This window comes from Janthinobacterium svalbardense, from assembly GCF_002327145.1.
Lineage (GTDB): Bacteria > Pseudomonadota > Gammaproteobacteria > Burkholderiales > Burkholderiaceae_D > Janthinobacterium > Janthinobacterium tructae.
The window spans coordinates 297,612-319,271 of sequence record NZ_CP023422.1; the positions used below are offsets into that span (position 1 = coordinate 297,612).

At 61.1% G+C, this 21,660-nt stretch carries 20 protein-coding genes; 7 read left to right on the top strand and 13 right to left on the bottom strand.

The genetic code is table 11. The features are described 5' to 3' along the window. Positions 1-63 precede the first annotated feature (63 nt). The 4 genes from CNX70_RS01240 to modA are packed head-to-tail and all read right to left on the bottom strand — an operon-like array spanning position 64 to position 3,037. Positions 64-831: a TOBE domain-containing protein gene (locus tag CNX70_RS01240; RefSeq protein ID WP_096232819.1), complete on the bottom strand. Its 768-nt coding sequence runs from the start codon at positions 829-831 to the stop codon at positions 64-66. Positions 832-871: 40 nt separating this feature from the next. Further along, positions 872-1,573: a sulfate/molybdate ABC transporter ATP-binding protein gene (locus CNX70_RS01245; protein ID WP_096238217.1), complete on the bottom strand. Its 702-nt coding sequence runs from the start codon at positions 1,571-1,573 to the stop codon at positions 872-874. Positions 1,574-1,590: 17 nt separating this feature from the next. After that, positions 1,591-2,262 carry a molybdate ABC transporter permease subunit gene (gene modB / locus CNX70_RS01250; protein WP_096232821.1) on the bottom strand — a complete coding sequence of 224 codons (672 nt, stop codon included), beginning with the start codon at positions 2,260-2,262 and terminating at the stop codon, positions 1,591-1,593. A gap of 16 nt (positions 2,263-2,278) precedes the next feature. Beyond that, positions 2,279-3,037 carry a molybdate ABC transporter substrate-binding protein gene (gene modA, locus CNX70_RS01255; protein WP_096232824.1) on the bottom strand — a complete coding sequence of 253 codons (759 nt, stop codon included), beginning with the start codon at positions 3,035-3,037 and terminating at the stop codon, positions 2,279-2,281. 173 nt (positions 3,038-3,210) lie between these two features. Here modA and CNX70_RS27935 point away from each other — a divergent pair, with 173 nt between their 5' ends. Together CNX70_RS27935 and CNX70_RS01260 are read left to right on the top strand one after the other, a co-directional pair. Continuing rightward, a complete protein-coding gene (locus tag CNX70_RS27935; protein WP_157750871.1) occupies positions 3,211-3,348 on the top strand; it encodes a hypothetical protein in 138 nt (45 codons plus the stop codon). Between the two features lie 213 nt (positions 3,349-3,561). Continuing rightward, a complete protein-coding gene (locus CNX70_RS01260; RefSeq protein WP_096238218.1) occupies positions 3,562-4,827 on the top strand; it encodes a DNA cytosine methyltransferase in 1,266 nt (421 codons plus the stop codon). A 90-nt stretch (positions 4,828-4,917) separates the two neighbouring features. On the opposite strand, the gene CNX70_RS27940 is transcribed toward CNX70_RS01260, so the two are convergent. Together CNX70_RS27940 and CNX70_RS01265 are read right to left on the bottom strand one after the other, a co-directional pair. After that, positions 4,918-5,775, bottom strand: a complete 858-nt coding sequence (locus CNX70_RS27940; protein ID WP_157750872.1) for a hypothetical protein — start codon at positions 5,773-5,775, stop codon at positions 4,918-4,920. Positions 5,776-5,994: 219 nt separating this feature from the next. Continuing rightward, positions 5,995-7,008, bottom strand: coding sequence for a bile acid:sodium symporter family protein (locus CNX70_RS01265; RefSeq protein WP_096232826.1), 1,014 nt, complete (start codon positions 7,006-7,008; stop codon positions 5,995-5,997). A gap of 284 nt (positions 7,009-7,292) precedes the next feature. Between CNX70_RS01265 and CNX70_RS01270 the strand changes: the two genes are divergently transcribed. Continuing rightward, a complete protein-coding gene (locus CNX70_RS01270) occupies positions 7,293-7,736 on the top strand; it encodes a hypothetical protein (protein ID WP_157750873.1) in 444 nt (147 codons plus the stop codon). Positions 7,737-7,801: 65 nt separating this feature from the next. On the opposite strand, the gene CNX70_RS01275 is transcribed toward CNX70_RS01270, so the two are convergent. The 4 genes from CNX70_RS01275 to CNX70_RS01290 form a co-directional block, all read right to left on the bottom strand. After that, positions 7,802-8,164 carry a BON domain-containing protein gene (locus CNX70_RS01275; protein ID WP_034752546.1) on the bottom strand — a complete coding sequence of 121 codons (363 nt, stop codon included), beginning with the start codon at positions 8,162-8,164 and terminating at the stop codon, positions 7,802-7,804. Positions 8,165-8,419: 255 nt separating this feature from the next. Then, positions 8,420-9,799 (bottom strand): sigma 54-interacting transcriptional regulator, encoded by a 1,380-nt coding sequence (locus CNX70_RS01280; protein ID WP_096232830.1) that lies wholly within the window; start codon positions 9,797-9,799, stop codon positions 8,420-8,422. Beyond that, positions 9,796-10,338 carry a hypothetical protein gene (locus CNX70_RS01285; RefSeq protein ID WP_244198999.1) on the bottom strand — a complete coding sequence of 181 codons (543 nt, stop codon included), beginning with the start codon at positions 10,336-10,338 and terminating at the stop codon, positions 9,796-9,798. The genes CNX70_RS01280 and CNX70_RS01285 overlap by 4 nt, the downstream gene beginning before the upstream one ends. After that, positions 10,335-11,747: a HAMP domain-containing sensor histidine kinase gene (locus CNX70_RS01290; RefSeq protein WP_096238220.1), complete on the bottom strand. Its 1,413-nt coding sequence runs from the start codon at positions 11,745-11,747 to the stop codon at positions 10,335-10,337. The genes CNX70_RS01285 and CNX70_RS01290 overlap by 4 nt, the downstream gene beginning before the upstream one ends. A gap of 285 nt (positions 11,748-12,032) precedes the next feature. Here CNX70_RS01290 and CNX70_RS01295 point away from each other — a divergent pair, with 285 nt between their 5' ends. After that, the gene (locus tag CNX70_RS01295) at positions 12,033-14,909 is read left to right on the top strand and encodes an insulinase family protein (protein WP_096232832.1); all 2,877 of its coding nucleotides are present in this window, start codon (positions 12,033-12,035) and stop codon (positions 14,907-14,909) included. 60 nt (positions 14,910-14,969) lie between these two features. Here the strand turns inward: CNX70_RS01295 and CNX70_RS01300 are convergent, their stop codons facing one another. Both CNX70_RS01300 and CNX70_RS01305 read right to left on the bottom strand, forming a co-directional pair. Next, complete coding sequence (locus CNX70_RS01300) at positions 14,970-15,374, bottom strand: VOC family protein (protein WP_096232834.1); 405 nt, start codon at positions 15,372-15,374, stop codon at positions 14,970-14,972. Positions 15,375-15,431: 57 nt separating this feature from the next. Continuing rightward, positions 15,432-16,322, bottom strand: a complete 891-nt coding sequence (locus CNX70_RS01305; protein WP_096232837.1) for a helix-turn-helix transcriptional regulator — start codon at positions 16,320-16,322, stop codon at positions 15,432-15,434. Positions 16,323-16,451: 129 nt separating this feature from the next. On the opposite strand from CNX70_RS01305, the gene CNX70_RS01310 reads away from it, so the two are divergent. Genes CNX70_RS01310 through CNX70_RS01320 form a run of 3 tightly spaced genes read left to right on the top strand, consistent with a single transcriptional unit; the run spans position 16,452 to position 20,763 of the window. After that, positions 16,452-18,452, top strand: a complete 2,001-nt coding sequence (locus CNX70_RS01310; RefSeq protein ID WP_096232839.1) for a TonB-dependent receptor — start codon at positions 16,452-16,454, stop codon at positions 18,450-18,452. 29 nt (positions 18,453-18,481) lie between these two features. Next, on the top strand, positions 18,482-19,537 hold the full coding sequence (locus CNX70_RS01315) for a class I SAM-dependent methyltransferase (protein WP_096232841.1): 1,056 nt from the start codon (positions 18,482-18,484) through the stop codon (positions 19,535-19,537). After that, positions 19,534-20,763 (top strand): MFS transporter, encoded by a 1,230-nt coding sequence (locus CNX70_RS01320; protein WP_096232844.1) that lies wholly within the window; start codon positions 19,534-19,536, stop codon positions 20,761-20,763. The genes CNX70_RS01315 and CNX70_RS01320 overlap by 4 nt, the downstream gene beginning before the upstream one ends. Here CNX70_RS01320 and CNX70_RS01325 read toward each other — a convergent pair. Beyond that, complete coding sequence (locus CNX70_RS01325; RefSeq protein ID WP_096232846.1) at positions 20,760-21,656, bottom strand: LysR substrate-binding domain-containing protein; 897 nt, start codon at positions 21,654-21,656, stop codon at positions 20,760-20,762. The two genes, CNX70_RS01320 and CNX70_RS01325, sit on opposite strands and share 4 nt — an antisense overlap. Between the last annotated feature and the right edge of the window lie 4 nt (positions 21,657-21,660).

A 21,660-nucleotide genomic window follows, 5' to 3' on the forward strand; every position in this document is an offset into this window, starting at 1 on the left:
GCTAGAGCACGGTGAGCATCGCAGGCCGCAAATCGCGACGCGCAGTAGGTTTGCTTCGGCATTTTAAGCGGGTACGCCCAGAATCACGCTAGACGCCTTGAAAATCGCCGTCACGCTGCTGCCGATGGCGATGCCCAGGTCGGTGCTGCTCTGGTTGGTGATGATGGCGGCTATCGTGCCGCCGCGCGGCAAGTCCAGCACCACTTCCGTGTTGACGGCGCCCGTCTGCACGCGCGTCACAAGCCCGGCCAACTGGTTGCGCGCCGAAAAGCGCGCCCCTTCGCTGTCCGCCACGAGGATGATCGACGACGCCTTGATCAGCGCAAACGCTTCCGCGCCCGGCACCAGGCCCAGGCTTGCGCTGCTACCCTGCGTGACGATGGCAACGATGTGCTGTCCACCCGGCAATGCCAGGGTCACTTCATCGTTGACGGCACCTTGTTTCAGTTCAGTAACTTTGCCCAGGAATTGATTGCGTGCCGTGGTTTTCATGGCCATTCTCCGTATGAGTAAAAGATCGTCGGCGATGCCTTCGGCCTGGCTGCCCAGTTGGCGCAGGTAGCGCGCATGCTCACGCTCGATGATACGGAAATTGTCGACCAGTTGGCGACCCCGTTGCGTCAGCCGCGTGCCGCCGCCGCCCTTGCCGCCCGTCAAGCGCTCGACCAGCGGCTCGCCAGCCAGGTTGTTCATCGCGTCGATGGCGTCCCAGGCCGCCTTGTAGCTCATCTTGACGAGCTTGGCCGCCTGCGTGATGGAGCCGCACTCGGCGATGGCGCCCAGCAATTCCACCCTGCCGGCGCCGCCCAGATTTTCTCCGCCCACCGTCATCCATACCGAACCTTGCAGGCCGATTTCTGCTGCCGCTGATTTATCCAATGCGTTCACCCAATGCCTTATGTTCTTCCATGCTGTCAATTTGTCCGTCACGCAAGTACAGCACATGTTCACCCAGGATGCGCGCATCTTCCGGATCATGGGTAATCAGGATCATGGGCACGTCCAGGCGCTGCTGCCACTGGCTCAGTTCCAGACGCATTTTGACACGCAGGGCCGGATCGAGGGCGGCAAACGGCTCGTCGAGCAGCAGCGCGTTTGGCTCGGCCACGAGTGCCCTCGCCAGCGCCACCCTTTGGCGCTGGCCACCGGACAACTCGTCGGGAAACTGGTGCGCCAGTTCCTGCAAATGAAACGCGTCCAGCCAATGCTCGACCTTCTGTAATTTTTCGCGCGCGCGCGGGTTGAACCAGCCGCGACTCAGGCCGAAGCCCACGTTCTGGCGCACCGTCAGGTGCGGGAACAGCGCGTAATCCTGGAACAGGTAGGCCACGTTGCGCTGCTGCGGCGGCAGGTTGATGCCGACGGCCGAATCGAACAGGGTGCGGCCGTTCAGGCGAATATGCCCCGCCTCCGGTGTAAACAGTCCGGCAATGGCTTTCAGGGTCATGCTCTTGCCGGCGCCGGACGGGCCATACACGGCGATGCGCTGGCTGCTGGACGTGCATTGCACGTGCATGTCGAAACGGCGTTTGCCGGAGCGCAAGGTGGCGCGAATGTCGAGGTCGAGTTGCATGGGCATCATCATAGGCCTCATTTGTGTGCGATGCGCCCGGGTGCCAGGCGGCCAGCCGACAGCAACACCACGATGCAGACAAGGGAGATAATCACGACCAGCGTATTGGCCACATCGTCCTGGCCCGCCTGCACGGCTTCATACACGGCCACCGACAGGGTCTGCGTCTTGCCGGGGATGCTGCCGGCCACCATCAGGGTGGCGCCGAATTCGCCCAGCGCGCGCACAAAACCCAGCAGCACGCCGGCGAGGATGCCGCGCCAGGCCAGCGGCAAAGTCACGCGGAAGAAAATCGCCATTTCCGAGATGCCCAGCACGCGGGCCGCCTGCTCCAGTTGCCCGTCGACGGCCTCGAAGGCGGCGCGCGCGGGCTTGAAGACGAGGGGAAAAGCCACTACCGTGGAAGCGATGACGGCACCCTGCCAGGTGAAGATGAGGTTGATGCCGAAGTTGTCCTGCAGCCAGATGCCCAGGGTGCCGCGCCGGCCCAGCAGCACCAGCAAGTAATAGCCGAGCACGGTGGGCGGCATCACCATCGGCAGGGTCAACAGGGCGTCGAGCAGCTCACGCCCGGGAAAACGCGTGCGCGCCAGCAGATAGCCCGTACCGATGCCGAGCAACAAATTGAGCGCCGTGGCCCAGGCCGCTACTTTGAGCGACAGGGCCAGCGCGGTCCAGGCGATATCCATGTGCAGTCGTTTTACTTTATGGCTTTTTAAACCCGTATTTGGCGAGGATGGCTTGCGCCGGCGCCGTCTGCAGGTAGCTGACGAAGCGCTTCGCTTCGGCGGGATTGCTGCTGCCCTTGATGGTGGCGATCGGGTACAGCACGGGCGAGGCCAAAGGCACCTCCAGCACCACGTTCACCTTGTCTTTCATGATGGCTGCGTCGGTGGCGTAGACAAAGCCCGCATCGACTTCGCCGCGCGCCACATAGTCGAGCGACTGGCGCACGTTCTGCGTGCCGATGGCTTTCGGCTGCACGGCATCCCACAGCTGCGCCTTCTTCAGCGCGCCTTCCGAATAGCGGCCGACGGGCACGCTGGCCGGGTTGGCGATGGCCACGCGGGTCACGCCCTTGTGCGTCAGGTCGCTCAAGCTCTTGATGCCCAGCTTGCTATCGTGCGGCACGATCAGCACCAGACTGTTGCTGACGAAATCCATGCGCTCGGCCGGCAGCACCAGGCCCTGCTTTTGCGCCGCATCCATGGTTTCCTGGTCGGCCGAAGCAAACACGTCCACGGGCGCGCCCTTGACGATCTGCTGCAGCAGCACGCCCGAGGCGGCGAAGTTCAAGGACACCTTGCTGCCCGGATATTGCGCCTCATAGCCTTGCGCCGCATCCTTGAACGCATTCGTCAGGCTGGCCGCGGCCGACACCACCACTTCGCCGGCAAAGGCGGAGGTGGCGGCGCTAGCGAGCAAAGCGGTGCCAAGCAGGCGGGCGAGGGAGGTGAGGCGCATGATCGTATCCTTGTAAAGTGAACGGTGAACAAGGAGCGTAATATACACTTATATATAGCGTTATGCCATCGTACAGGTCAAGACAGCACAAACCAGATATCCTGATATACTGTATATAAGTACAGTCATATCATTGAGCCCTGGAATTGACGAACCAACTAGCAGGGAGAAGAATGCAACACGTGAAGCCGCAAGCAATCGTCCCCTTGGGCAACATGACGTTAAAGCAGATGCTGCATGATGACACGGCCTCGAAGAGGGTGCTGGCCGGCAAAAATTTGCAAAAATATCATTTAGGCTCATCAACTTAATTTATGTTGGATCTAAATAGCAGACCTCGGCTCTTAATCAAAAAGTAAACTGTAGATAAATTATTACAATCTGCACATTACAAGTCAGCATACCGACGATTGGTAAAGACACTACAAGTTTCGATTCAGTGGCAGAAAACGATCGACTTTTGACGACCAACAAAGTAAAATACAGTTAATTTTTTTGAATCAGTACGAAGTATGGAGAATTACATGAGCCGTCCAATAGGAATCGACTTGTTTGCAGGGGCAGGCGGTTTATCGTTAGGTTTTGAACAAGCTGGATTTGATATTGCTGCGGCTATCGAAATCGATCCGATTCACTGCGCGACGCACGAATATAATTTCCCAAAAACAAAAACGATTTGCGCGAGCGTAGTCGATCTATCAGGTAATGATATTCGCATTCAAAGTGGAATAGGTAATCGCGAAATTGATGTAGTGTTTGGTGGTGCACCATGCCAAGGCTTTTCAATGATTGGAAAACGCGCACTGGACGACAATCGTAATCAGTTGGTCTTTCACTATGTTCGTCTTGTGCATGAACTAAAACCAAAATATTGCGTTTTTGAAAATGTAAAAGGATTGACGCTTGGCAAACATTCACAATTCCTTACTGAGTTAATCGATGCATTAGGTGATGCAGGATATAATGTTCTGATGCCATATAAAGTCTTAAATGCATCTGCATTTGGTGTCCCACAGTCAAGAGAACGACTCTTCCTTATGGCCGCTCGAAAAGATCAAGTGCTCCCTGAATATCCAGTAGCAGCTAAGGATTGTGTGACGGTGGGAGACGCTATAGCTGATTTGCCAGACGTAAATCAACACCGCGCTTTAGAAAACTCAGACTCAGTAAAGCTGCAATGGAAAACCGATTCTAAATACGCACGCTGCTTACGAGGAATGATCAAAGATTCATCCGATTACAGCTACAGGCGTGCTTTCGACGTAAATGAGCTGACATGCAGTTCGATCACCGAACATACAGAAACGTCAAAGGCTCGATTTCTTGCAACAACACCAGGCCAGACCGAAAAAATCAGTCGTTTCTTAAGACTTTCTCTCGAAGGAGTCTGCAACACGCTACGCGCCGGTACAGATAGCGCTAGAGGAGCGCATACATCTCCTCGTCCGATCCATCCAGTTTACCCACGAGTTCTGACTGTCCGCGAGGCTGCGCGTCTTCACTCATATCCCGATTGGTTCCGAATGCATGTCACTAAGTGGCATGGATTTAGACAAATTGGCAATAGTGTTCCGCCATTGCTTGGACGTGCTGTTGCATCGGCTGTTATACAAGCGCTGGGCATCCAACCGACGATTCCAAACGGCACAATAAAGCTTGGTGATCCAGCACTTTTAGCTATGAACATGGGACAAGCAGCGTCTTACTTTTCTGTCCTGCGAACAGTTATTGCCCAGCGAAATAGAAAACCATCGGAAACATCAAAGACTGCAGACCTATTTGAAAAATAGCACCTTTACCGGAGCATACTTCAGTTTATTATTCAATGTCCTTAGCCAATCGCAGGAAACTCCCTGCGATTGAAAAAAATTCTTTGTTTACTATATACCTTGAACCGATGGTTGCAAAACAAACATAGCTTCCCGATGAAAAATTGGTACATCGAACGTTGCGATATCAGCGCGGTGAACCGATTTAAATTCAACGACATACATTCCCTTTCCTTTAATTGCAGCAATTGCTGTGGGAACAATTAAGTCATTCGAAGTAGATTCAAAAGCAGCTTTAACCTGTCGGGCTATCTGCTCAGTCAAAATGCGTTGATTCCCTTGTTTAGCCTCCACTGTGATAAGTACACTACCTGATGGGTTTACAATACTAGGAATACATTTCGCAAGATATAATGCATCGATTTGGACCTTTCGCAATTTAATGTCCATCTGCAGATGATTTAATTCCAATGCCTCAATTTGTCTGTTTTCACCAATAGCAAAATGACTTTCAATAATACGAAGATTCACTGCTACCTGTAAAAGCCACGATTCGTCAGTTCGGCCAAGTGCCTTCGATGCAAGTGGCAGGCTTAAGCTTTGAATCTGATAGCGGGGCGTATCGTCCGTTGGGCGGAAATCAACATCGAAGCTCTCTGAAACACCTGCGACCACAGGCACGAATGCAAATACATTTCCATCACCGGTTCGCTGCTCACCAATAAACCCTAGCTGTCGAACACTGTCAGGCCAAATCTTTGCAGCTCCTGTTCCTCGTACTATGTCTTTCATGAAGTTGTATGGATTACTATCCAACTTGATGGTGGCGCCTAAAAAATCATTGCAGTAACGTTTTGCATCCTCCAAATCTTTTGCAGTAACGACTCTTCTACTTAACTTACCCGTGCTTGGATCGTACAATAAATTAAAGATACGCTCGATAACGATAGTTTTCTGACTTTTTGACATTGATGACCTATTTTTATTTAACATCCTAAATGATTAATTATCTTCAACAATATTGATTTTTTACTTTAGCGAATCATGATAATTTTGATAGTACGCAAGGTTTAATTCAAGTTTAGATCAGTGGTTTTAAATTTGGCAAGGCCAATTGAATAATTATTTTTCACACCGTCAACAGGGATCTGAAAATTGTATATTGGTGATTGAAAAAGTTCTCTATATTTAAGGCGTAGATATCGAAACTTTCGATATCTCATCGCGCCGCGCATAGCGTTGCGCGATCACGGCGCAAATCATCAGCTGAATCTGGTGGAACAGCATCAGCGGCAAAATCACCATGCCCAGCGAGTGGGTGGCAAACAGCACCTTGGCCATCGGCACGCCGCTGGCCAGGCTTTTCTTCGAACCGCAAAAGACGATGGCGATCTCGTCTTCCTTGTTAAAACCCAGGCGGCGGCTGATGAACGTCATCAGGCCCAGGACCAGCGCCAGCAGCAAGATGCTGAACAGGCCCAGCGCCACCAGCGTTTCCACCGAAATCGTATGCCACAGGCCTTCGCTGACGGCTTCGCTGAAGGCCGTGTAGACCACCAGCAAGATCGAGCCCTGGTCGACGTATTTCAGGGTGGCTTTATGGCGGTCGACCCAGCGGCCGATCCAGCGGCGCAGGAACTGGCCGGCCAGGAACGGCAGCAGCAGCTGCATGACGATGGACAGCACGGCGTCCACCGACGACTTGCTTGCCCCGCCTTTCGCCACCAGCAAGCCGACCAGGATGGGAGCAAGAAAAATGCCGATGAAATTCGAGGCCGAGGCGCTGCAGATGGCGGCCGGTACATTGCCGCGCGCCATGGCCGTCAGCGCGATCGACGACTGTACGGTCGATGGCAGGGCGCACAGGAACAGGATGCCCACGTACAGCTCGGGCGTGAGAAAAGTCAGCGCCAGCGGGCGCAGGGCCAGGCCCAGCAGGGGAAACAAGATGAACGTGCTGGCCAGTACCAGCAAATGCAGGCGCCAGTGCATGACGCCGGCCACCACGGCTTCGCGCGACAACTTGGCGCCATGCAGGAAGAACAGGGCGCCGATGGCGACGGTGGTGACGTGACCGAAGACCACGGCCGTCGTGCCCGTGCAAGGCAGGAAACTGGCCAGCGCCACGGTGACGAGCAGGGCGATGGTGAAATTATCGGGTTTCAGATTGCGCAGCAGGGCGGCGGGGGAAAAAGAAGACATGCGGTAGCCTGGTAGCGGCCCAGCCTTGCAACACTGCGCCATGGATGACAAAAAGCGCCGGAAACGGCGCCAGTGCTGGCTATTCTACCGTTGATATGGATTCCTCATCGGTAAAAATCATGCAATGACAATGACGGTGGATTTGCTATGAAGCCGATGTGTACTTCCAATGATTCATCATAAAAGAAACAAAATTTCCACAATTAAAATATTTTCATAGATAAATAAACAATGCCAATTTACACTAATTTGTTTTAAAAATTACAACTACATCTAGGGTAAACATGTATAAATTATCTGTTGTTTTAGCATCACTGGCGTTAACTGGCTGCGCATCCGTCGCGGGCGAAAAATTTCAGCCTGTATCTATTCAAACCATTCATGAGAGCAAGGAAGTGTCCGGCATTGGTTGCAATCTCAGCAACGATGCGGGCAACTGGTTCGTTGTCAGCCCTGGCAGCGTTATGGTGCATAAGAGCACCGGCGACATGATCGTCGACTGCAAAAAAGGCAATCTGTCTGGAAGTTCGACTCTGGTATCGAAGTCGAATGGTGCCGTATGGGGCAATATTCTACTGGGTGGTGGCATCGGCTACATTGTGGACCGGAACACCGGCGCTGGCTTTGATTATCCCAATACGACGACAATCCAAATGCGGGACATCGCCATAGCCCCGGTGGTACTGCCGCCCCCGCAAGCGTCTGCCGAAACTGTCAAGTCCAACTGAAATAGACAAAAAAATGCCCTGTCCGCAGACAGGGCAACCCGGAGTAAAGTACAGCGCGAGGGCGATTAACCGGCGGCTTTGACTTTCAGCTCGTTCTTGATTTCTTTCACGCCGCTCACGGAAGCGACGATCTGCACGACGCGGTCACCCGCTTCGGCGCTCGGTACATCGCCCGACAGGACGACGACACCTTGCTGGGTTGCTACCTTGACTGGCAGGGCAGCGGCTTGCGCATCGGCGCTCAGGGCGGCCTTGGCCGAGGAAGTGATGGTTTCATCAGGGACGGCGGCGGCGGCGTTGGCGGCCACGACAGTGTCAGCAGGAGCTTGTGCTTTTGGTGCGGAGTCAGCGGCATGCGAAGCGGTGATCGAGGCGCCCGACAGTACGATAGCGGCGACCAGGGTATTGAACAGTTTCGATGTTTGCATGGTAGTTCCTCTCAATGAAGTTAAAAGCTTCTTACTTGGATAAAGCAACACGTTGAAGCGTCACATCTACCCATACAGCAAGCACCGTGCCAGCTTTTAAATTTCATTCAAAATCAACGACTTACATTAAAACTCGATTTTTCCAGCGCGTTTCCGCCGGATCTGGCCCGAAAATCGGGGCTTTTTGTCGCCTGACGACGACAGCTTGTGGCAAGACAATCAATATTTAACAGTAAGCCATTGATTATTCACGCTTTATTTTTGTCGCTCATCAGCGACAGGGTCGCCGTCAGCCCGGAACAGGGCCGGCGTCAGCTCGTATTTCTGCAGTAAACGGTAGAACTCCGTGCGGTTGCGGTCGGCCAGGCGGGCCGCATCGGCGACGTTGCCGTCCGTCAGGCGCAGCAATTGAATCAGATAGTCACGCTCGAAGCGCTGCTTGGCTTCGTTATAGCTGAGCGCTTCCAGCGATGGCACGCGCAGCGCACGTTGCACCAGGGACAAGGGCACCAGCGGCGCCGTGGCCAGCGCGCACACTTGCTCGACCACATTGACCAGCTGGCGCACGTTGCCGGGCCATGGCGCCGCCACCAGGGCCGTGAGGGCGTCGGGCGCGAAACCGTTCAGTGCTTTCTGGTACTTGGCCGCCAGTTTCTGCAGGAAATGGTTCGCCAGCAGGGAAATGTCTTCGCGGCGCTCGGCCAGCGGCGGCAGGGTCAGGGTCACCACGTTCAGCCGGTAATACAAATCTTCACGGAACTGCCCTTCCGCCATGGCCACGTCCAGGTCGCGGTGCGTGGCGGACAAGAGCCGCACATCGACCGGGCGCGTCTGGTCGGCGCCCACGGGGCGCACGGCCCGCTCCTGCAGCACGCGCAACAGTTTGACTTGCAGCGGCAGCGGCATGTCGCCGATCTCATCTAAAAACAGGGTACCGCCATCGGCCGCCAGGAACAGGCCTTCGCGGTTGCCGACGGCCCCCGTAAAAGAGCCCTTCACGTGGCCGAACAGCTCCGATTCCAGCAATTGCTCGGGAATGGCGCCGCAGTTGACGGCGATGAACGGCGCCTTGGCGCGGCGGCTGGCGTTGTGCAGCGCGCGCGCCAGCAACTCCTTGCCCGTGCCGCTGGGACCACGGATCAAAATACTGGCGTCGGACCCGGCCACCAGCTTGGCTTCGGCCAGCAACTCGGCCATCTGCGCGCTGCGGCTGATCAGCTCGGCACGCCAGCTCTCGTCACCGGACGCGGGCGCCGGCATGACGGTAGACAAGTTGATGGCATACGCCACTTTTTCCATCAAGAGCTTGCCGTCGAACGGTTTCGTCAGGTACGCAAACGCGCCGCGCGCCGTGGCATCGACGGCATCGGGAATGGTACCGTGGGCGGTGAGCAAAATGACGGGCAGGGCCGCATGCTGGCGGCGGATTTCATCGAACAGGGCCAGGCCGTCGCGGCCCGGTAATTGCACGTCGGTAATGACCAGGGCCGGCAATTCCACGGCCAGGCGCGCCAGCGCCGCTTCCGCGCTGCCCACGGCCGTGACCCGATAATTACCCGCCTTCAAGCGGATGGTCAGCAGGCGCAGCAGGTCGGGATCGTCGTCGACCAATAAGATGTGGGCCTGCTCGCTCATTTCGGCGCTCCCGCGGCAGGGCGCACGGACAGGCTGCGCTCGATGTTTTTCAGCGCCTCGAGTTTTTCATTGAGCAAGTCGTTGCGGCGCTGGGCGTCGCGCAGCTGCGCATTGAGCTTGTCGATACTCTCGTCCTGGCGGCGCAGTTCCGCATACTGGCTGCTGAGCAATTGCACCAGCGGCGCCAGCAGTTGCGCGTCCTTGCCCGTGGCCGTGGCCAGCGGTTCCAGCAACGCTTGCGCGCGGGCCAGGTCGCCGGGGCCGCGCACTGTCGCTTGCAGCATGGCGCGGCGGACGGTGTTGTGCGGCGCGTGATCGGCCTTCGCCAGGTCCAGCTGCGCTTTCACCAGTTCCGACGGCGTCATCAGGCGCAAGGCGCTCTGATACGCGAGCAGTTCGGTCAGCTGGGGGTCCATCACCACCACCACGCGCGGCGGCGTTTGCACCAGCACGGGCGTCTGGATAGGGGGCTTGGCGGCGCAAGCGCCCAATAGCAGCGCGCAGGCGGCCATGCCGGCCAGGGAAGTTCTCGTCATCATAAGGGCAGTTCTATCCGAAAATGCGCGCCAGCCTGGCGCGGTAAAAGAGTGACGCTGCCATCGTGGGCGGCGATATATTCACGCACGATGGACAGGCCGATGCCATTGCCGTTGCGCGCGCCGGCCGCCTGGCGCACTCCCTGGTAAAACGGTTCAAAAATACGCGCGGCATCCTCGGGCGCCACGCCGGCACCCTCGTCGATGCAGTCGATGCGCACGCGGCGGCCTGCACAAGACAGGGTAAAGCGCACGGTGCCGCCTTCCGGGCTGAAGCGCACGGCATTCGACAGCAGGTTCGCCAACACTGTTGCCAGCTTGTCGCGGTCGGCCTGCACGATCAGCGATTCGCCCTGCACTTCGACCGTCAGGCGGCGCGCCAGCCATTGCAGGCGCTGCCCGGCCACCACATCTTGCAGCAAGACCAGCAAGTCGACCTTGCTGTGCGCCAGATGCTGGGCGTCAAAGGCGGCGGTATTGTAGCGCAGCAAGTCTTCAATCTGGTTTTGCAGCGAGGCCGTGTTTTGCTGCAGGATACCGGCGATTTCGCGCTGGCCATCGCTGAGCTTGCCGGCCACTTCGTCCTCCAGCAAGGCCACGCCTTCGCGCAGGGCAGCCAGCGGCGTCTTCAGTTCGTGCGAGATGTGACGCAGAAAACGTTCCTTGTCGGCATCGAGGTCCGCCAGGCGCTGGCGCAGCCAGTCGAGCTGCTGGCCCAGGCGGCGCGTATCGGCCGGGCCGCCGACGACGATGGGCTGATCGTAGCGCTTTTCGCCCAGGCGCCCGATGGCCGACTCGATGCGGCGCAGCGGACGCGACAATAGAAAACCGAAGCAGGTGGCCAGCACGGCCGCCAGCAGCACGGCGCCACCGACCAGCACGCCCAGCACGCGGCGCTGGCGCTCCAGCTCGGCCAGCAGAGCATCGTTGCGGCTGCCGATTTCCGTCTTGCTTTCGCGCGCCAGGCTGTCATTGATCTGTGTCATGCGGGCAAACGCGCGGTACACGACGGCGTGGCCATCGCGCTTGCGGCGCTTACCCGCTTGCAAGACTTCCCACGCCGCTTGCGCCTGCGCCGTCCACTCGTCGGCCAACTGCGAGGCAAATTCGGGCGTGGCGCGGTTCAGCACTTGCAGCGCCGCCGTCGCTTCGTCGCGCGCCGCCGCATAGCGCTCGCGGAACACGCGATCATCGAGCACGAGGAACTGGCGCGCGCTGCGCTCCATGGCCAGGGTGCGCTCGGACAAACGCTGCGACTGTTCCGTCAGGGCAATCGCCTGCGCCGCCGTCTCGCGCCCCAGCCGCGCCAGGTGTTCCAGGGTCAGCAGGGCTTGCACGGAGGTGGCCGTCAAAATGCCCGTCGTCAAAATGAAGGCGGCAAATAACAGTTGGCGAAAGGACAGTCTGGACAAGGTAAGCGCCTTCGGTTCGGTCAGCAAGGGGGAAAAGGCGCATGGTACGCTAAGCTTTCATTCGCAGACGCCACCCACCCGGAAATGATTAATTTTGCAACACTGTCGCTTTTCCAGCCGCCAGCAAGGCCTTGGCGGCGGCGCATGAATACTCCTAGTACAATAGGGAAAAACTTCACGCAGGCATCAAAGTGGCCCCCGGCCCTGGCATTGCGCCGCTTTGCCCCCACATGTGATGCAGCCCACCGACTATCCGTTTCACCTACTGAAGAGATCCCATACCGCATGAGCACATTTGAAAAAGTCAGCAGCAACTTCATTCCAGTCTTGCAGGCAACCATCGAGCAATATGTCGAGCCGGCAACGGGCATGCGCCATATCCACATGCATACCGAGCAGGCTGAGATGGTGTTCCTGGTGGCCTTTCCCACTGTGCCGGAAGTAAGCGACGGCCGCGCCCACATCCTCGAACACCTGGCGCTGTGCGGCTCGTCGCGCTACCCGGTGCGCGACCCGTTCTTCTCGATGCTGCGCCGCTCGACGGCCACCTTCATGAATGCGATGACCTATCCGGACCGCACCGTGTATCCGTTCGCCAGCACCGACCGCAAGGATTTCTTCAACCTGCTCGACGTGTACCTCGATGCGGCCTTCTTCCCGAACCTCGATTACCTGAACTTCCGCCAGGAAGGCTGGCGCCATGCGTTCGAAGGCGACAAGCTGGTGTACCAGGGCATCGTCTTCAATGAAATGAAGGGCGCCTTCAACAGCCCCATGCGCGCACTCGACAGCGGCATCGCCAGCACCTTGCTCAAGGGCACGACGTATGAAGTGGAATCGGGCGGCGATCCGCTGGTGATCCCGGAACTGACGCATGCCATGCTGAAAGAATTCCACGCCAGCCACTACCATCCGTCGCAAGCCGTGATCATGACCGCCGGCAATATCGAAGCGTCGGCCGTGCAGGAACAAGTGGCCGAACGCGTGCTGTCCAAACTCAGCGGTTTCTCCGAACGCCGCCTGCCGCAACTGGCGCCCGCGTGGAGCGCGCCGCAGGAAAATATCGTCAAAATTCCGTCGCAGGAAGCGCGTGACGATGAGTTCGGCCTGCAATTCGCCTGGCTGATGGGCGAATCGAGCGACCCCATCGCCTACTACCACGCGCATTTGCTGTCGCACGGCTTGCTGGGCGAATCGTCGGCGCCTGTCATGCGCGCCATGGAATCGGCCGGCTATGGCCGCCCATCGGACATGAATGGCCGCGACGCGGGCATCCGCCAGATGGTGTTCCACATCGGCATGGAAGGGTTGACGCAGGAACAGATCGCCGACGCGCACCAGCGCATCTGGACGGCCCTGGAAGAGACGGCGGAAGAGGGCATTCCGGCCGCCGTGCTGCACGCGGCCTTGCGCGACATCAAATACAGCCAGCGTGAAATCAGCAGCGGCCGCATGCCGTACGGCCTGGGCCGCTTGCTGCACGCCTTGCCGCTGGCCATGTATGGCGGCGACGTCATGGACGCGTTCGACAATGCGGCGATCCTGGAAACGCTGGAGCAGCAGATCGAAGATCCAGAATTCTTCAAGCAACTGGTGCGCGAGCTGATCGCCAACCCGACCCGTCTGACCACGCACGTGGTGCCCGACAGCGCCTACTTCACGGACCGCGCCGCCCAGGAAGACGCCAAGCTGGCGGCCCTGCAAGCGCGCCTGACGGATGCCGAGCGCGAACACATCGTGGCCGAGTCCGCCGCGCTGGAAGCGCATCAGCAGCTGCCGTCGAATTCCGAAGTCTTGCCGCGCATCCGCCCTGGCGACGTCAGCGCCGCGCCGCGCCCGGCCCTGCCGATTCCCCCCGCCGTCGATGGCGCCGTAGCGTTCAGCATTGCCTCGAACGGCATCAGCTATGCCAACGTGCTGTACGACGTGTCGAGCCTGCCGGAAGCGTCGTGGCCATGGCTGCGCCTGTACACGGACCTGGCGCCGGAACTGGGCGTGGGCGACATGTCGTTCGACGACGCCAGCGCCTGGCGCCAGAGCATGGTGCCCTCGTTCCACATCGGCCTGGAAGCCATTCCCCGCCCGCAGCAAGCCATGCGCGTGGAACTGTCGTTCTCGGCCAGCGGCTTGCGCGAAGAACACGCGGCGATCGCCGCCGTGCTGTCGGCCTGGATCGCCAAGCCCCGCTTCGATGAAGAAGAGCGTCTGGCTTTCCTGATCGAAAGCCTGGTGCAAGACAAATTGAGCAGCCTGGCCGAATCGGGCAACCGCTACGCCATGCTGGCCTCGGCAGCGCCCCTGTCGCCCACGCGCCGCTTCGACGACATCGTCGGCGGCCCGGCCGCACTGCCGTTCTACCGCCGTTTGCAACAGCTGAGCAAGACGTCGTCAGGCTTGCAGGAAATCGCGCGCGAGCTCGACACCCTGCACGCACACATCATCGCCCAGGCGCCAACCGTGCTGTGCGCGGGCCTGGAGCACGATGGCATCGCCCTGGCCCGCTTGCTGGAATTGCCGGCGGCCAGCGTCGACAAGGCTGTCCCTACGGCAACGGAAGTCTCTGCACCGGCGGCCTTGCCGCTGGCCAACACGGCCCTGCATGCGACGAGCCAGATCAACCATTGCTTCGTTTCCTGGGCCGTACCGGGCGTACACAATCCGGACGCTTCCGCCCTGGCCGTGGCCGCCGAACTGATGACGAATCAAGTGCTGCATACGGCGCTGCGCGAAAAAGGCGGCGCGTATGGCGGCAGCGCCAGCTATGCGGCCGGCGCCGGCACGTTTACATTAAGTTCCTACCGCGATCCGCGCCTGGCCGGCACGTTCGCCGACTTCGGCACGACGCTCGATCAAATCCTCGACGGCGATTTCTCGCAAGAGCAAGTGGAAGAAGCCATCATCTGCGTCATCAAGGGCCTCGACAAGCCGCATTCGCCGTACGCGGAAGCGCTGACGGCGTGGAACATGCAGCAACGGGGCACGACGGAAGCCGTGCGCCAGCAGTTCCGCACCGGCGTCCTGACCTGCACCCTGGCGCAGATCAAGGATGTCACGCGCACCTGGCTGAAAAACGGCCAGCAAAGCCGCGCCGCGTTTGCGGGCAACACGACGCAAGACCTGGCCGGGCTGGAAGTGGTTGATCTGTTGGCGCTGGCTTCTTAAGCTGAGCAGACGGATCGTGTCGGATTACGCGGCGTGCCGCCGCTAATCCGACCTACGCTGCTATTGGGGTACCGAATTGGGCTCCATAAACATCAACTCCCACTGATGTCCATCCAGGTCCTGGAAACTGTGGCCATACATGAAGCCGAAATCCATCGGCTCCTTGTAGATGCTGCCGCCCGCCTGGACGGCCTTTGCCACCAGCGCATCGACTTCGCCGCGGCTCTCGGCCGACAAACACACCAGCACTTCCGTCGCCACCTTGGTGTCGCACAGCTGCTTGGGCGTGAACTGCTTGAATTTATCGTGCGTCAACAGCATCACGAAGATGTCGTCGGCAACGATCATGCACGTCGCCGTTTCATCCGTGAAATGGGCATTGAAGCTGAAGCCCAGGGCCGTGAAAAACGCCACGGAGCGTTCCAGCGACTGGACGGGCAGATTGACAAAGATTTTGCGGGCCATCATGTCTCCTTGTAGGTCGAATGAGTACAGCGTGCCCGCCGATTCTACACCGGCTTTTTACCCCCCGGCGCGTCCCACGGTCTTCGGCGCGTAGCCGAAATAGCGGCTGAACGCGGCGCTGAAATTGGCCGGATGGCGATAACCCGTTTGCCAGCCCGCCTGCGCCACCTGACAACCATTTTCCAGCAGCAACTTTGCCCGCTGCATGCGCAGCGCCAGCAGGGTGCGCTGCGGGCTGTCGTTGTAGCGGTAGCGCCACCCCTGCTTGAGTTTAAACAGGCTCAAGCCCGCTTGCGCGCACAGGTAGTCGAGCGTGAGTTCCTGCGCCATCTGTTCCTGCATCAGCGCGTAGGCCCGCTCCAGTTTGGCAATATCGGCCTCGGACCAGCGCGGCACGGGAGAGGGCGCCGGCCGCAGTGCCCGCAGTTGCTCCGCCAGCAAGCTGAGCACGCCGATATGCACGGCCAGCGGGTCCGTCGCGCGCAGCAGCGCGCGCGCGTGCAGGGCCGCAGTGGGTGTGGTGGCCGCATGCGCCAGCTGGCGCGCGCCACCGTTGGGCAGCAGGGAAGTCAAGCCCTCCGGCCAGTAGCGCGCCAGCGCCTCTTCGCCGACCAGCACGCGCAATTGCGCCGCCCGGTGATGCGCCTCGAAACGGCGCTCGCCGCTGACGTGGTGAAACGCCGTCAGCGTCGTATGTCCGCTTCGGAAATACAATTGCCCGCCATCGCGCGTGGTGTAGCCGGACGCGCCTTCCAGGCCGATGGTAATGACCAGGCCGCCCGCATCGTCATGCTGCGACTGCTCGACGAGCGCAAGGCGCGGGCGGTAATCGGAATGCACGAGCAGCAAGCCCTGCTCGACCTGGCGCTGGTCGGCGCGGCACTCTTTCAACTCCGGGTCCAGCTGGCGCCGCGTCCAGCCTGCTGCTTCCCTGTCATATCCTGCCATCGCTCCTCCTGTCCCTGCGCACCGTCGCGCATACGAAATGCGCCGTGTCGCATACAAATGCAAATGATAATTATTCTCATTGTTGCATAAAATGAGCGTCATGCCCACCTTTGCAGGAGCCTTGTCCAGATGACGCCTTTTCTTCCCCGCTATCCCTTGCGGCCCCATTACTTCCTGCCGGCCTTGCTGTTTTCGCTGCACGGCGCCGTGCGGGCCGACGAGAGTGCCATGCCGATGGTAAGCGTCAGCGCCAGCAAGCAGGCGCAATTGCTCAACCGGGTGCCAGCGAGCGTGACGGTGCTCGACGATGAGTCCCTGCGCGCGGCTGGCGCGCGGGGGCTGGAAGACGTGGGCAAGCTGACGCCGGGGCTGTCCTTCCAGCCCTTCGGCCAGGCTGGCGTGCTGTCGCCCGTGATGCGCGGCATGACGGCGAATTTCTTTTCCTTTTCCAGTGCCACCCTGCTGCTCAACGATGGCGTACCCGTGCTGATGGCGCAGGGTTTCGACGACAACCTGCTGGGCATCGACAGGATAGAAGTGCTGCGCGGCCCGCAGGGCACCTTGTACGGCCGCAATGCGGAAGCGGGGGTGATCAATATTTACTCGAGCATACCCGGCAATGTGCCGCGCAGCAGCGTGGAAGTGGAGGCGGGCAGCCGCAAGCGACGTGCCTTGCGCGCCGACCTCGGCCGCGCGCTGGTCGCCGACCGCCTGTATGCCAGCATCAGCGGCGAAAAACGCCGCCAGGATGGGTTTATCCCGAATCGCCACACGGGCCGCAAGGAGGACGGACGCGACAGCGAAAACCTCAAGCTGGCCCTGCGCTGGACGCCCGATGCGCTGACGGACGCCATCGTGCGCTACCGGCATTTTTCCTACGACGACGGCGCTGCGCTCTGGGCCGCTCCCACGGCCGCGCGCGCCACGGTGCAATCGGGCACGCCCAGCTGGAACCATATGCGCGGCAGCAGCGTCTCGCTCGACGTGGCGCGGCAACTGGCGCACGGCATCAAGCTGCGCGCCATCACGGCGCGCAGCGATGTGTTCGACAAGGCGCAGCAGGATACGGATTTCCGCCCGGCCGACCTGCTGCACATCGCGCGCGACCACCATTTCCGCACCACCTCGCAGGAAGTGCGCCTGGAAGGGCGGCTGGGCACGGCGCAATGGCTGGCGGGCCTGTATGGCGACCGCGACGAGCATGACTTGCTGAACGAACAGAAACTGCCCATGGGCCTGAGCCGCAGCGCAGCCAAACTGGGAGGTAATTCGACGGCGGCATTCACGCACTGGAACGTGCCCCTGGGCGGCGCCTGGAGCCTCAACGGCGGCGCGCGCTACGAGCGCGACAAGGTGCGCTACAGCACGCCTGCAGGCTTGCGCCAGGACAGCGCCTGGAGCCGGCTGACACCCAAGCTGGCCGTGCAATATCAAGCGGCACCGGCGCTGCTGCTGTATGCCAGCGCCAGCGAGGGCTTTCGCGCGGGCGGCTACAACGTCTTTGCGCCCTCGTCGCGCTACACGGCGTTCTCTCCGGAAACCGTGCGCGCGCTGGAACTGGGCGCGAAAGGCTGGCTTGCCGGCAAACGCCTGCGTTATGCGGCTGCCCTCTACCGCATGCAGGTGGACGACATGCAGGTGCAGCAAATGCCCAGCCCCGGCCTGGTCTACCTGACCAACGCGGCCAGCGCCCGCTCCACGGGCGCCGAAGCGGAGCTCGATTACCTGCTCGGCGGCGGCTGGCAATTGCAAGCGGCACTGGCACTCAACCGCACGCGCTTCGGACGCTTCCGCGATGGCGCCAACACCTATGACGGACGACACAACCCGTTCGCGCCCGACCGCAGCGGCCAGGTCGCCTTGCGCTACGACGCGGACAGCGGCTGGCATGCACAGGCGGCGCTCAGCGGCACGGGCGCCATCTTCCTCGATGCGGCCAACCGCTACCGGCGCAACGGCTATGGCTTGCTCAACCTGAATGCCGGCTACCGCACGGGCGCCTGGGATGTGAGCGCCTATGTCAGCAACCTGGCCAATCGCCGCTACGACGCGGTGGGCTACCAGAACGGCATCGTCAGCGTCGTCAGCCCGCCCCGCGAAGCGGGCCTGCGCCTGCGCTGGTCACGCTGATCCACCTGCATTTTTTGAAAGGACATCGTATGGCATTCAATACCCCCCATGCACTGCAACCCTACTGGGACCTGGCTGTGGCGCCGGTCCAGGCGGACGCGCTGGCCGCCGCCCTGGAACTGGACATTTTCGATGTGCTGACCACGCCGCACACACCCACGCAGCTGGCGCGGAAATTGTCGCTGCATGCGCCGCATACGGCGCTGCTGCTGGAACTGCTATGGAGCATGCATGTGCTCGAACGCGACGAGGCCCCAGGCTTGGGCGACAGCGAAGCGAGCTACCGCTGCACGGCGACGAGCTTGCACTATTTTTGCCGTGCCTCCGTGACCTTTTGCGGCGATGCCTGGCTGTACCGGCTGCACGCGCTGCGCCATTTCGCCACGCAGCTGGGCACGCTCGTGCGCGAGGGCGGCAAGGCCTCGCCGTCCCCCGGCAACATCGCCAATGGCGTCAACTGGGCCGCCGCCGCGCAACAGCAAATCGGCCAGGAACAGCGCGCCGTCACCATGCGCGCCGCGCTGTCCGTGATGGAGCGCATCGCGCCGTTTGCGGGACGCGACACGGCGCTGCGCCTGCTGGACCTGGGCGGCGGCCCCGGCTGGGTTGCCATTGCGCTGGCGCAAGCCCATCCCGGCCTGCAGGGTAGCGTCTTCGACTGGCCGGAAACCGTGGCCGTGGCCGCCGCCAATATCGCCCATGCCGGCCTGTCGGCGCGCCTCGATACCATCGGCGGCGACCTGGCTGCCGACGATATCGGCAGCGGCTACGACATGCTGTGGTGCTCGTCCGTGCTGCACTTCGTGCCGGACATGCCGGCGGCCCTGCGCAAGATGCATGCGGCCCTGCAAGCTGGCGGCGTGCTGGTGTGCGTACAGGCGGAAATCGCGCCGACGCCGGACGATGCGGCCAGGGTGCTGCCCTACTATTTGCCGATGCGCATGCTGGGCCGCGCCGTTACGCGGCAAGGGGAACTGGCACAGCACTTGCGCAGCGCCGGCTTTGCCCGCATCGAGCAATACCAGGCCAGCGACTTCCCCATGGCGCCCGTGCAAGTGCTGATCGCCCGCAAGGATGGACGGTGAAGGCGGCGCTGCGCATCACGCTGCTGCACGCGCTGTTCGGCTGGCTCAACCTGTCTCTGACGGCGCCCAGCATCTATCTGTGGCTGGGCTTGCCATTGATCATGCGCCAACATGGCTGGTCCGGCATGGATATCGGCCTGTTCCAGCTGGCAGGCTTGCCGGCACTGTTCAAGTTCGCGCTGGCCTTGCCTGTCGAACGCCGGCGCGGCGCGGCCGATGCCAGCGCGCAGCGCTACCGGCCATGGGCGATTGCGCTGTGCCTGTTGCTGGCGGTGCTGATGCTGCTCATGGGACGGCGCGAACTGCTGGGCAGCCGCAACGAACTGTTCGCGCTGGCGTGCGCCGTCGCCTTGCTGACCACCTGGGCCGATATTCCCGTCAATGCGCTGGCCATCCGCGTGCTGCCCGAAGCGCAGCGCCTGCGCGCGGGCGGCATCCGTTCAGCGGCCCTGTCGCTGGGCGCCATCGTGGGCGGCGGCATCATGCTGTTGCTGCAAACGCGCTGGGGCTGGCGCGCGCCATTCTGGCTGATGGCAGCGGGCATAGGCATGGGCGCGGCGGGACTGCTCCTGCTGGGAAAAACTGCGCATACGGCGCATGCCAGCGACGCCGCAGCGCACCGGGGAGCCGACTGGCGCGGCTATTTTGCGCAGCCGGCCGCGCCGCGCTGGAATGCCTTGCTGCTGCTGTGCTTTCCCTTCATCGGCAGTGCCTGGTTTTACCTGAAGCCACTGCTGCTCGACCATGGTTTCGCTGCCCAGCAAGTGGCGCTGATCGCCGGTGTCGGCGGCGGCAGCGTGGCGGCGCTGGCCAGCCTGCTGGCCGTGCGCGTGACGCGCCGCATCGGCGTCGCCAAGGCCTTGCCCGCCGTGACGCTCTTGAGCCTGCTGGCCTTGCTGGCCCTGGCGCTGGCCGTGCTGCTGCGCGCGCCGCCGGCAGGCTTCATCGCCGCCGCCCTGCTGGTGGCGCTGGCCATGGGCGCGGCGGCCAGCCTGGCATTCGGCTTGATGATGTATTTTGCGCGGCCCGGCCATAGCGCCGCCGATTACGGCATGCAGGCGAGCCTGTTCGCGGCGGGGCGCATGCTGGTGCCGCTGGCGGCCGGCGCCCTGCTCGACCAGATCGGCTACGGCAGCATGCTGCTGGCGCTGGCCGTGGCGATGGCGGGCGTGACCGTGCTGGCATTCGACAGCCGCGCGCTGATCGCCCGGCAAGCAGCCAGTTAAGCGTGCGCCTGCAGCGAGGCAATGATCAGGGCCGCCAGCCGCTCGACGGGCGGCCTGGGCACGCTGGAGGCACGCAACAATTCCAGCGACAGCGCGGGCAGGGCGGGCAAGCCCGCGTCCACATGGTCGAGCGCGCGCACGGACGAGGGCAGGCCGTACGCCGTGCGCACCGTCACGCCCAGCCCGGCGGCGGCCGCCGCCCACAGTCCCGCCAGGCTGGGACTGGTAAACGCCGTGCGCCAGGCGATGCCGGCCCCATCGAGCGCCTGCGTGGCGCAGCGCTGGAACAGGCAGTCGCGGTCAAACGTAATCAAGGGTAACGGTTCGCCCGACTCGGGGCGCCAAGCCAGGCTGGACGAGGCGATCCAGCGCATGGCCGGTTCGGCAATCTGCTGGCGCTGCGGCAGCGGATACTGCGCCACATCGGCGATGCAGGCGCCGCCCCACAGCAGGGCCAGGTCCAGCTGGCCCATGGCCAGGCCTTGCATCAAGGCCGTATTGCGCGCCACGTGCGCCTCGATGCGCACTTTCGGATGCGCACGGGCAAAGCGCCCCAGCACCTCGGGCAGCAAGGCTTCGCCAAAATCCTCCTGCAAGCCCAGCCTGATCCAGCCTTCCAGTTCCGCGCCGCGCAGGGCGACGGCCGCCTCGTCATTGAGTTCCAGCAGCCGGCGCGCATAGCCGAGCAAGACTTCGCCGGACGGCGTCAGCGCCAGCCCCCGGCCATCCTTGCGGAACAGCGGCATGCCCGCCTGCTCCTCGAGTTTTTTCAGCTGCGCGCTGACGGCCGAGGTGGAACGGCCCACCTTGTCGGCTGCGCGGGCAAAGCTGCCCAGCTCGATGCCAGCCACATAGCTGCGCAAGAAGGCGATGTCGAAATTAAGCAGGCTCATGGGG

What these genes read in the sequence shown, in the direction of transcription:
- CNX70_RS01240 (WP_096232819.1), bottom strand. Translation starts at nt 831, where the DNA reads ATGACGGTGGGCGGAGAAAATCTGGGCGGCGCCGGCAGGGTGGAATTG.
- CNX70_RS01245 (WP_096238217.1), bottom strand. Translation starts at nt 1,573, where the DNA reads ATGCAACTCGACCTCGACATTCGCGCCACCTTGCGCTCCGGCAAACGC.
- modB (WP_096232821.1), bottom strand. Translation starts at nt 2,262, where the DNA reads ATGGATATCGCCTGGACCGCGCTGGCCCTGTCGCTCAAAGTAGCGGCC.
- modA (WP_096232824.1), bottom strand. Translation starts at nt 3,037, where the DNA reads ATGCGCCTCACCTCCCTCGCCCGCCTGCTTGGCACCGCTTTGCTCGCT.
- CNX70_RS27935 (WP_157750871.1), top strand. Translation starts at nt 3,211, where the DNA reads ATGCAACACGTGAAGCCGCAAGCAATCGTCCCCTTGGGCAACATGACG.
- CNX70_RS01260 (WP_096238218.1), top strand. Translation starts at nt 3,562, where the DNA reads ATGAGCCGTCCAATAGGAATCGACTTGTTTGCAGGGGCAGGCGGTTTA.
- CNX70_RS27940 (WP_157750872.1), bottom strand. Translation starts at nt 5,775, where the DNA reads ATGTCAAAAAGTCAGAAAACTATCGTTATCGAGCGTATCTTTAATTTA.
- CNX70_RS01265 (WP_096232826.1), bottom strand. Translation starts at nt 7,008, where the DNA reads ATGTCTTCTTTTTCCCCCGCCGCCCTGCTGCGCAATCTGAAACCCGAT.
- CNX70_RS01270 (WP_157750873.1), top strand. Translation starts at nt 7,293, where the DNA reads ATGTATAAATTATCTGTTGTTTTAGCATCACTGGCGTTAACTGGCTGC.
- CNX70_RS01275 (WP_034752546.1), bottom strand. Translation starts at nt 8,164, where the DNA reads ATGCAAACATCGAAACTGTTCAATACCCTGGTCGCCGCTATCGTACTG.
- CNX70_RS01280 (WP_096232830.1), bottom strand. Translation starts at nt 9,799, where the DNA reads ATGAGCGAGCAGGCCCACATCTTATTGGTCGACGACGATCCCGACCTG.
- CNX70_RS01285 (WP_244198999.1), bottom strand. Translation starts at nt 10,338, where the DNA reads ATGATGACGAGAACTTCCCTGGCCGGCATGGCCGCCTGCGCGCTGCTA.
- CNX70_RS01295 (WP_096232832.1), top strand. Translation starts at nt 12,033, where the DNA reads ATGAGCACATTTGAAAAAGTCAGCAGCAACTTCATTCCAGTCTTGCAG.
- CNX70_RS01300 (WP_096232834.1), bottom strand. Translation starts at nt 15,374, where the DNA reads ATGGCCCGCAAAATCTTTGTCAATCTGCCCGTCCAGTCGCTGGAACGC.
- CNX70_RS01305 (WP_096232837.1), bottom strand. Translation starts at nt 16,322, where the DNA reads ATGGCAGGATATGACAGGGAAGCAGCAGGCTGGACGCGGCGCCAGCTG.
- CNX70_RS01310 (WP_096232839.1), top strand. Translation starts at nt 16,452, where the DNA reads ATGACGCCTTTTCTTCCCCGCTATCCCTTGCGGCCCCATTACTTCCTG.
- CNX70_RS01315 (WP_096232841.1), top strand. Translation starts at nt 18,482, where the DNA reads ATGGCATTCAATACCCCCCATGCACTGCAACCCTACTGGGACCTGGCT.
- CNX70_RS01325 (WP_096232846.1), bottom strand. Translation starts at nt 21,656, where the DNA reads ATGAGCCTGCTTAATTTCGACATCGCCTTCTTGCGCAGCTATGTGGCT.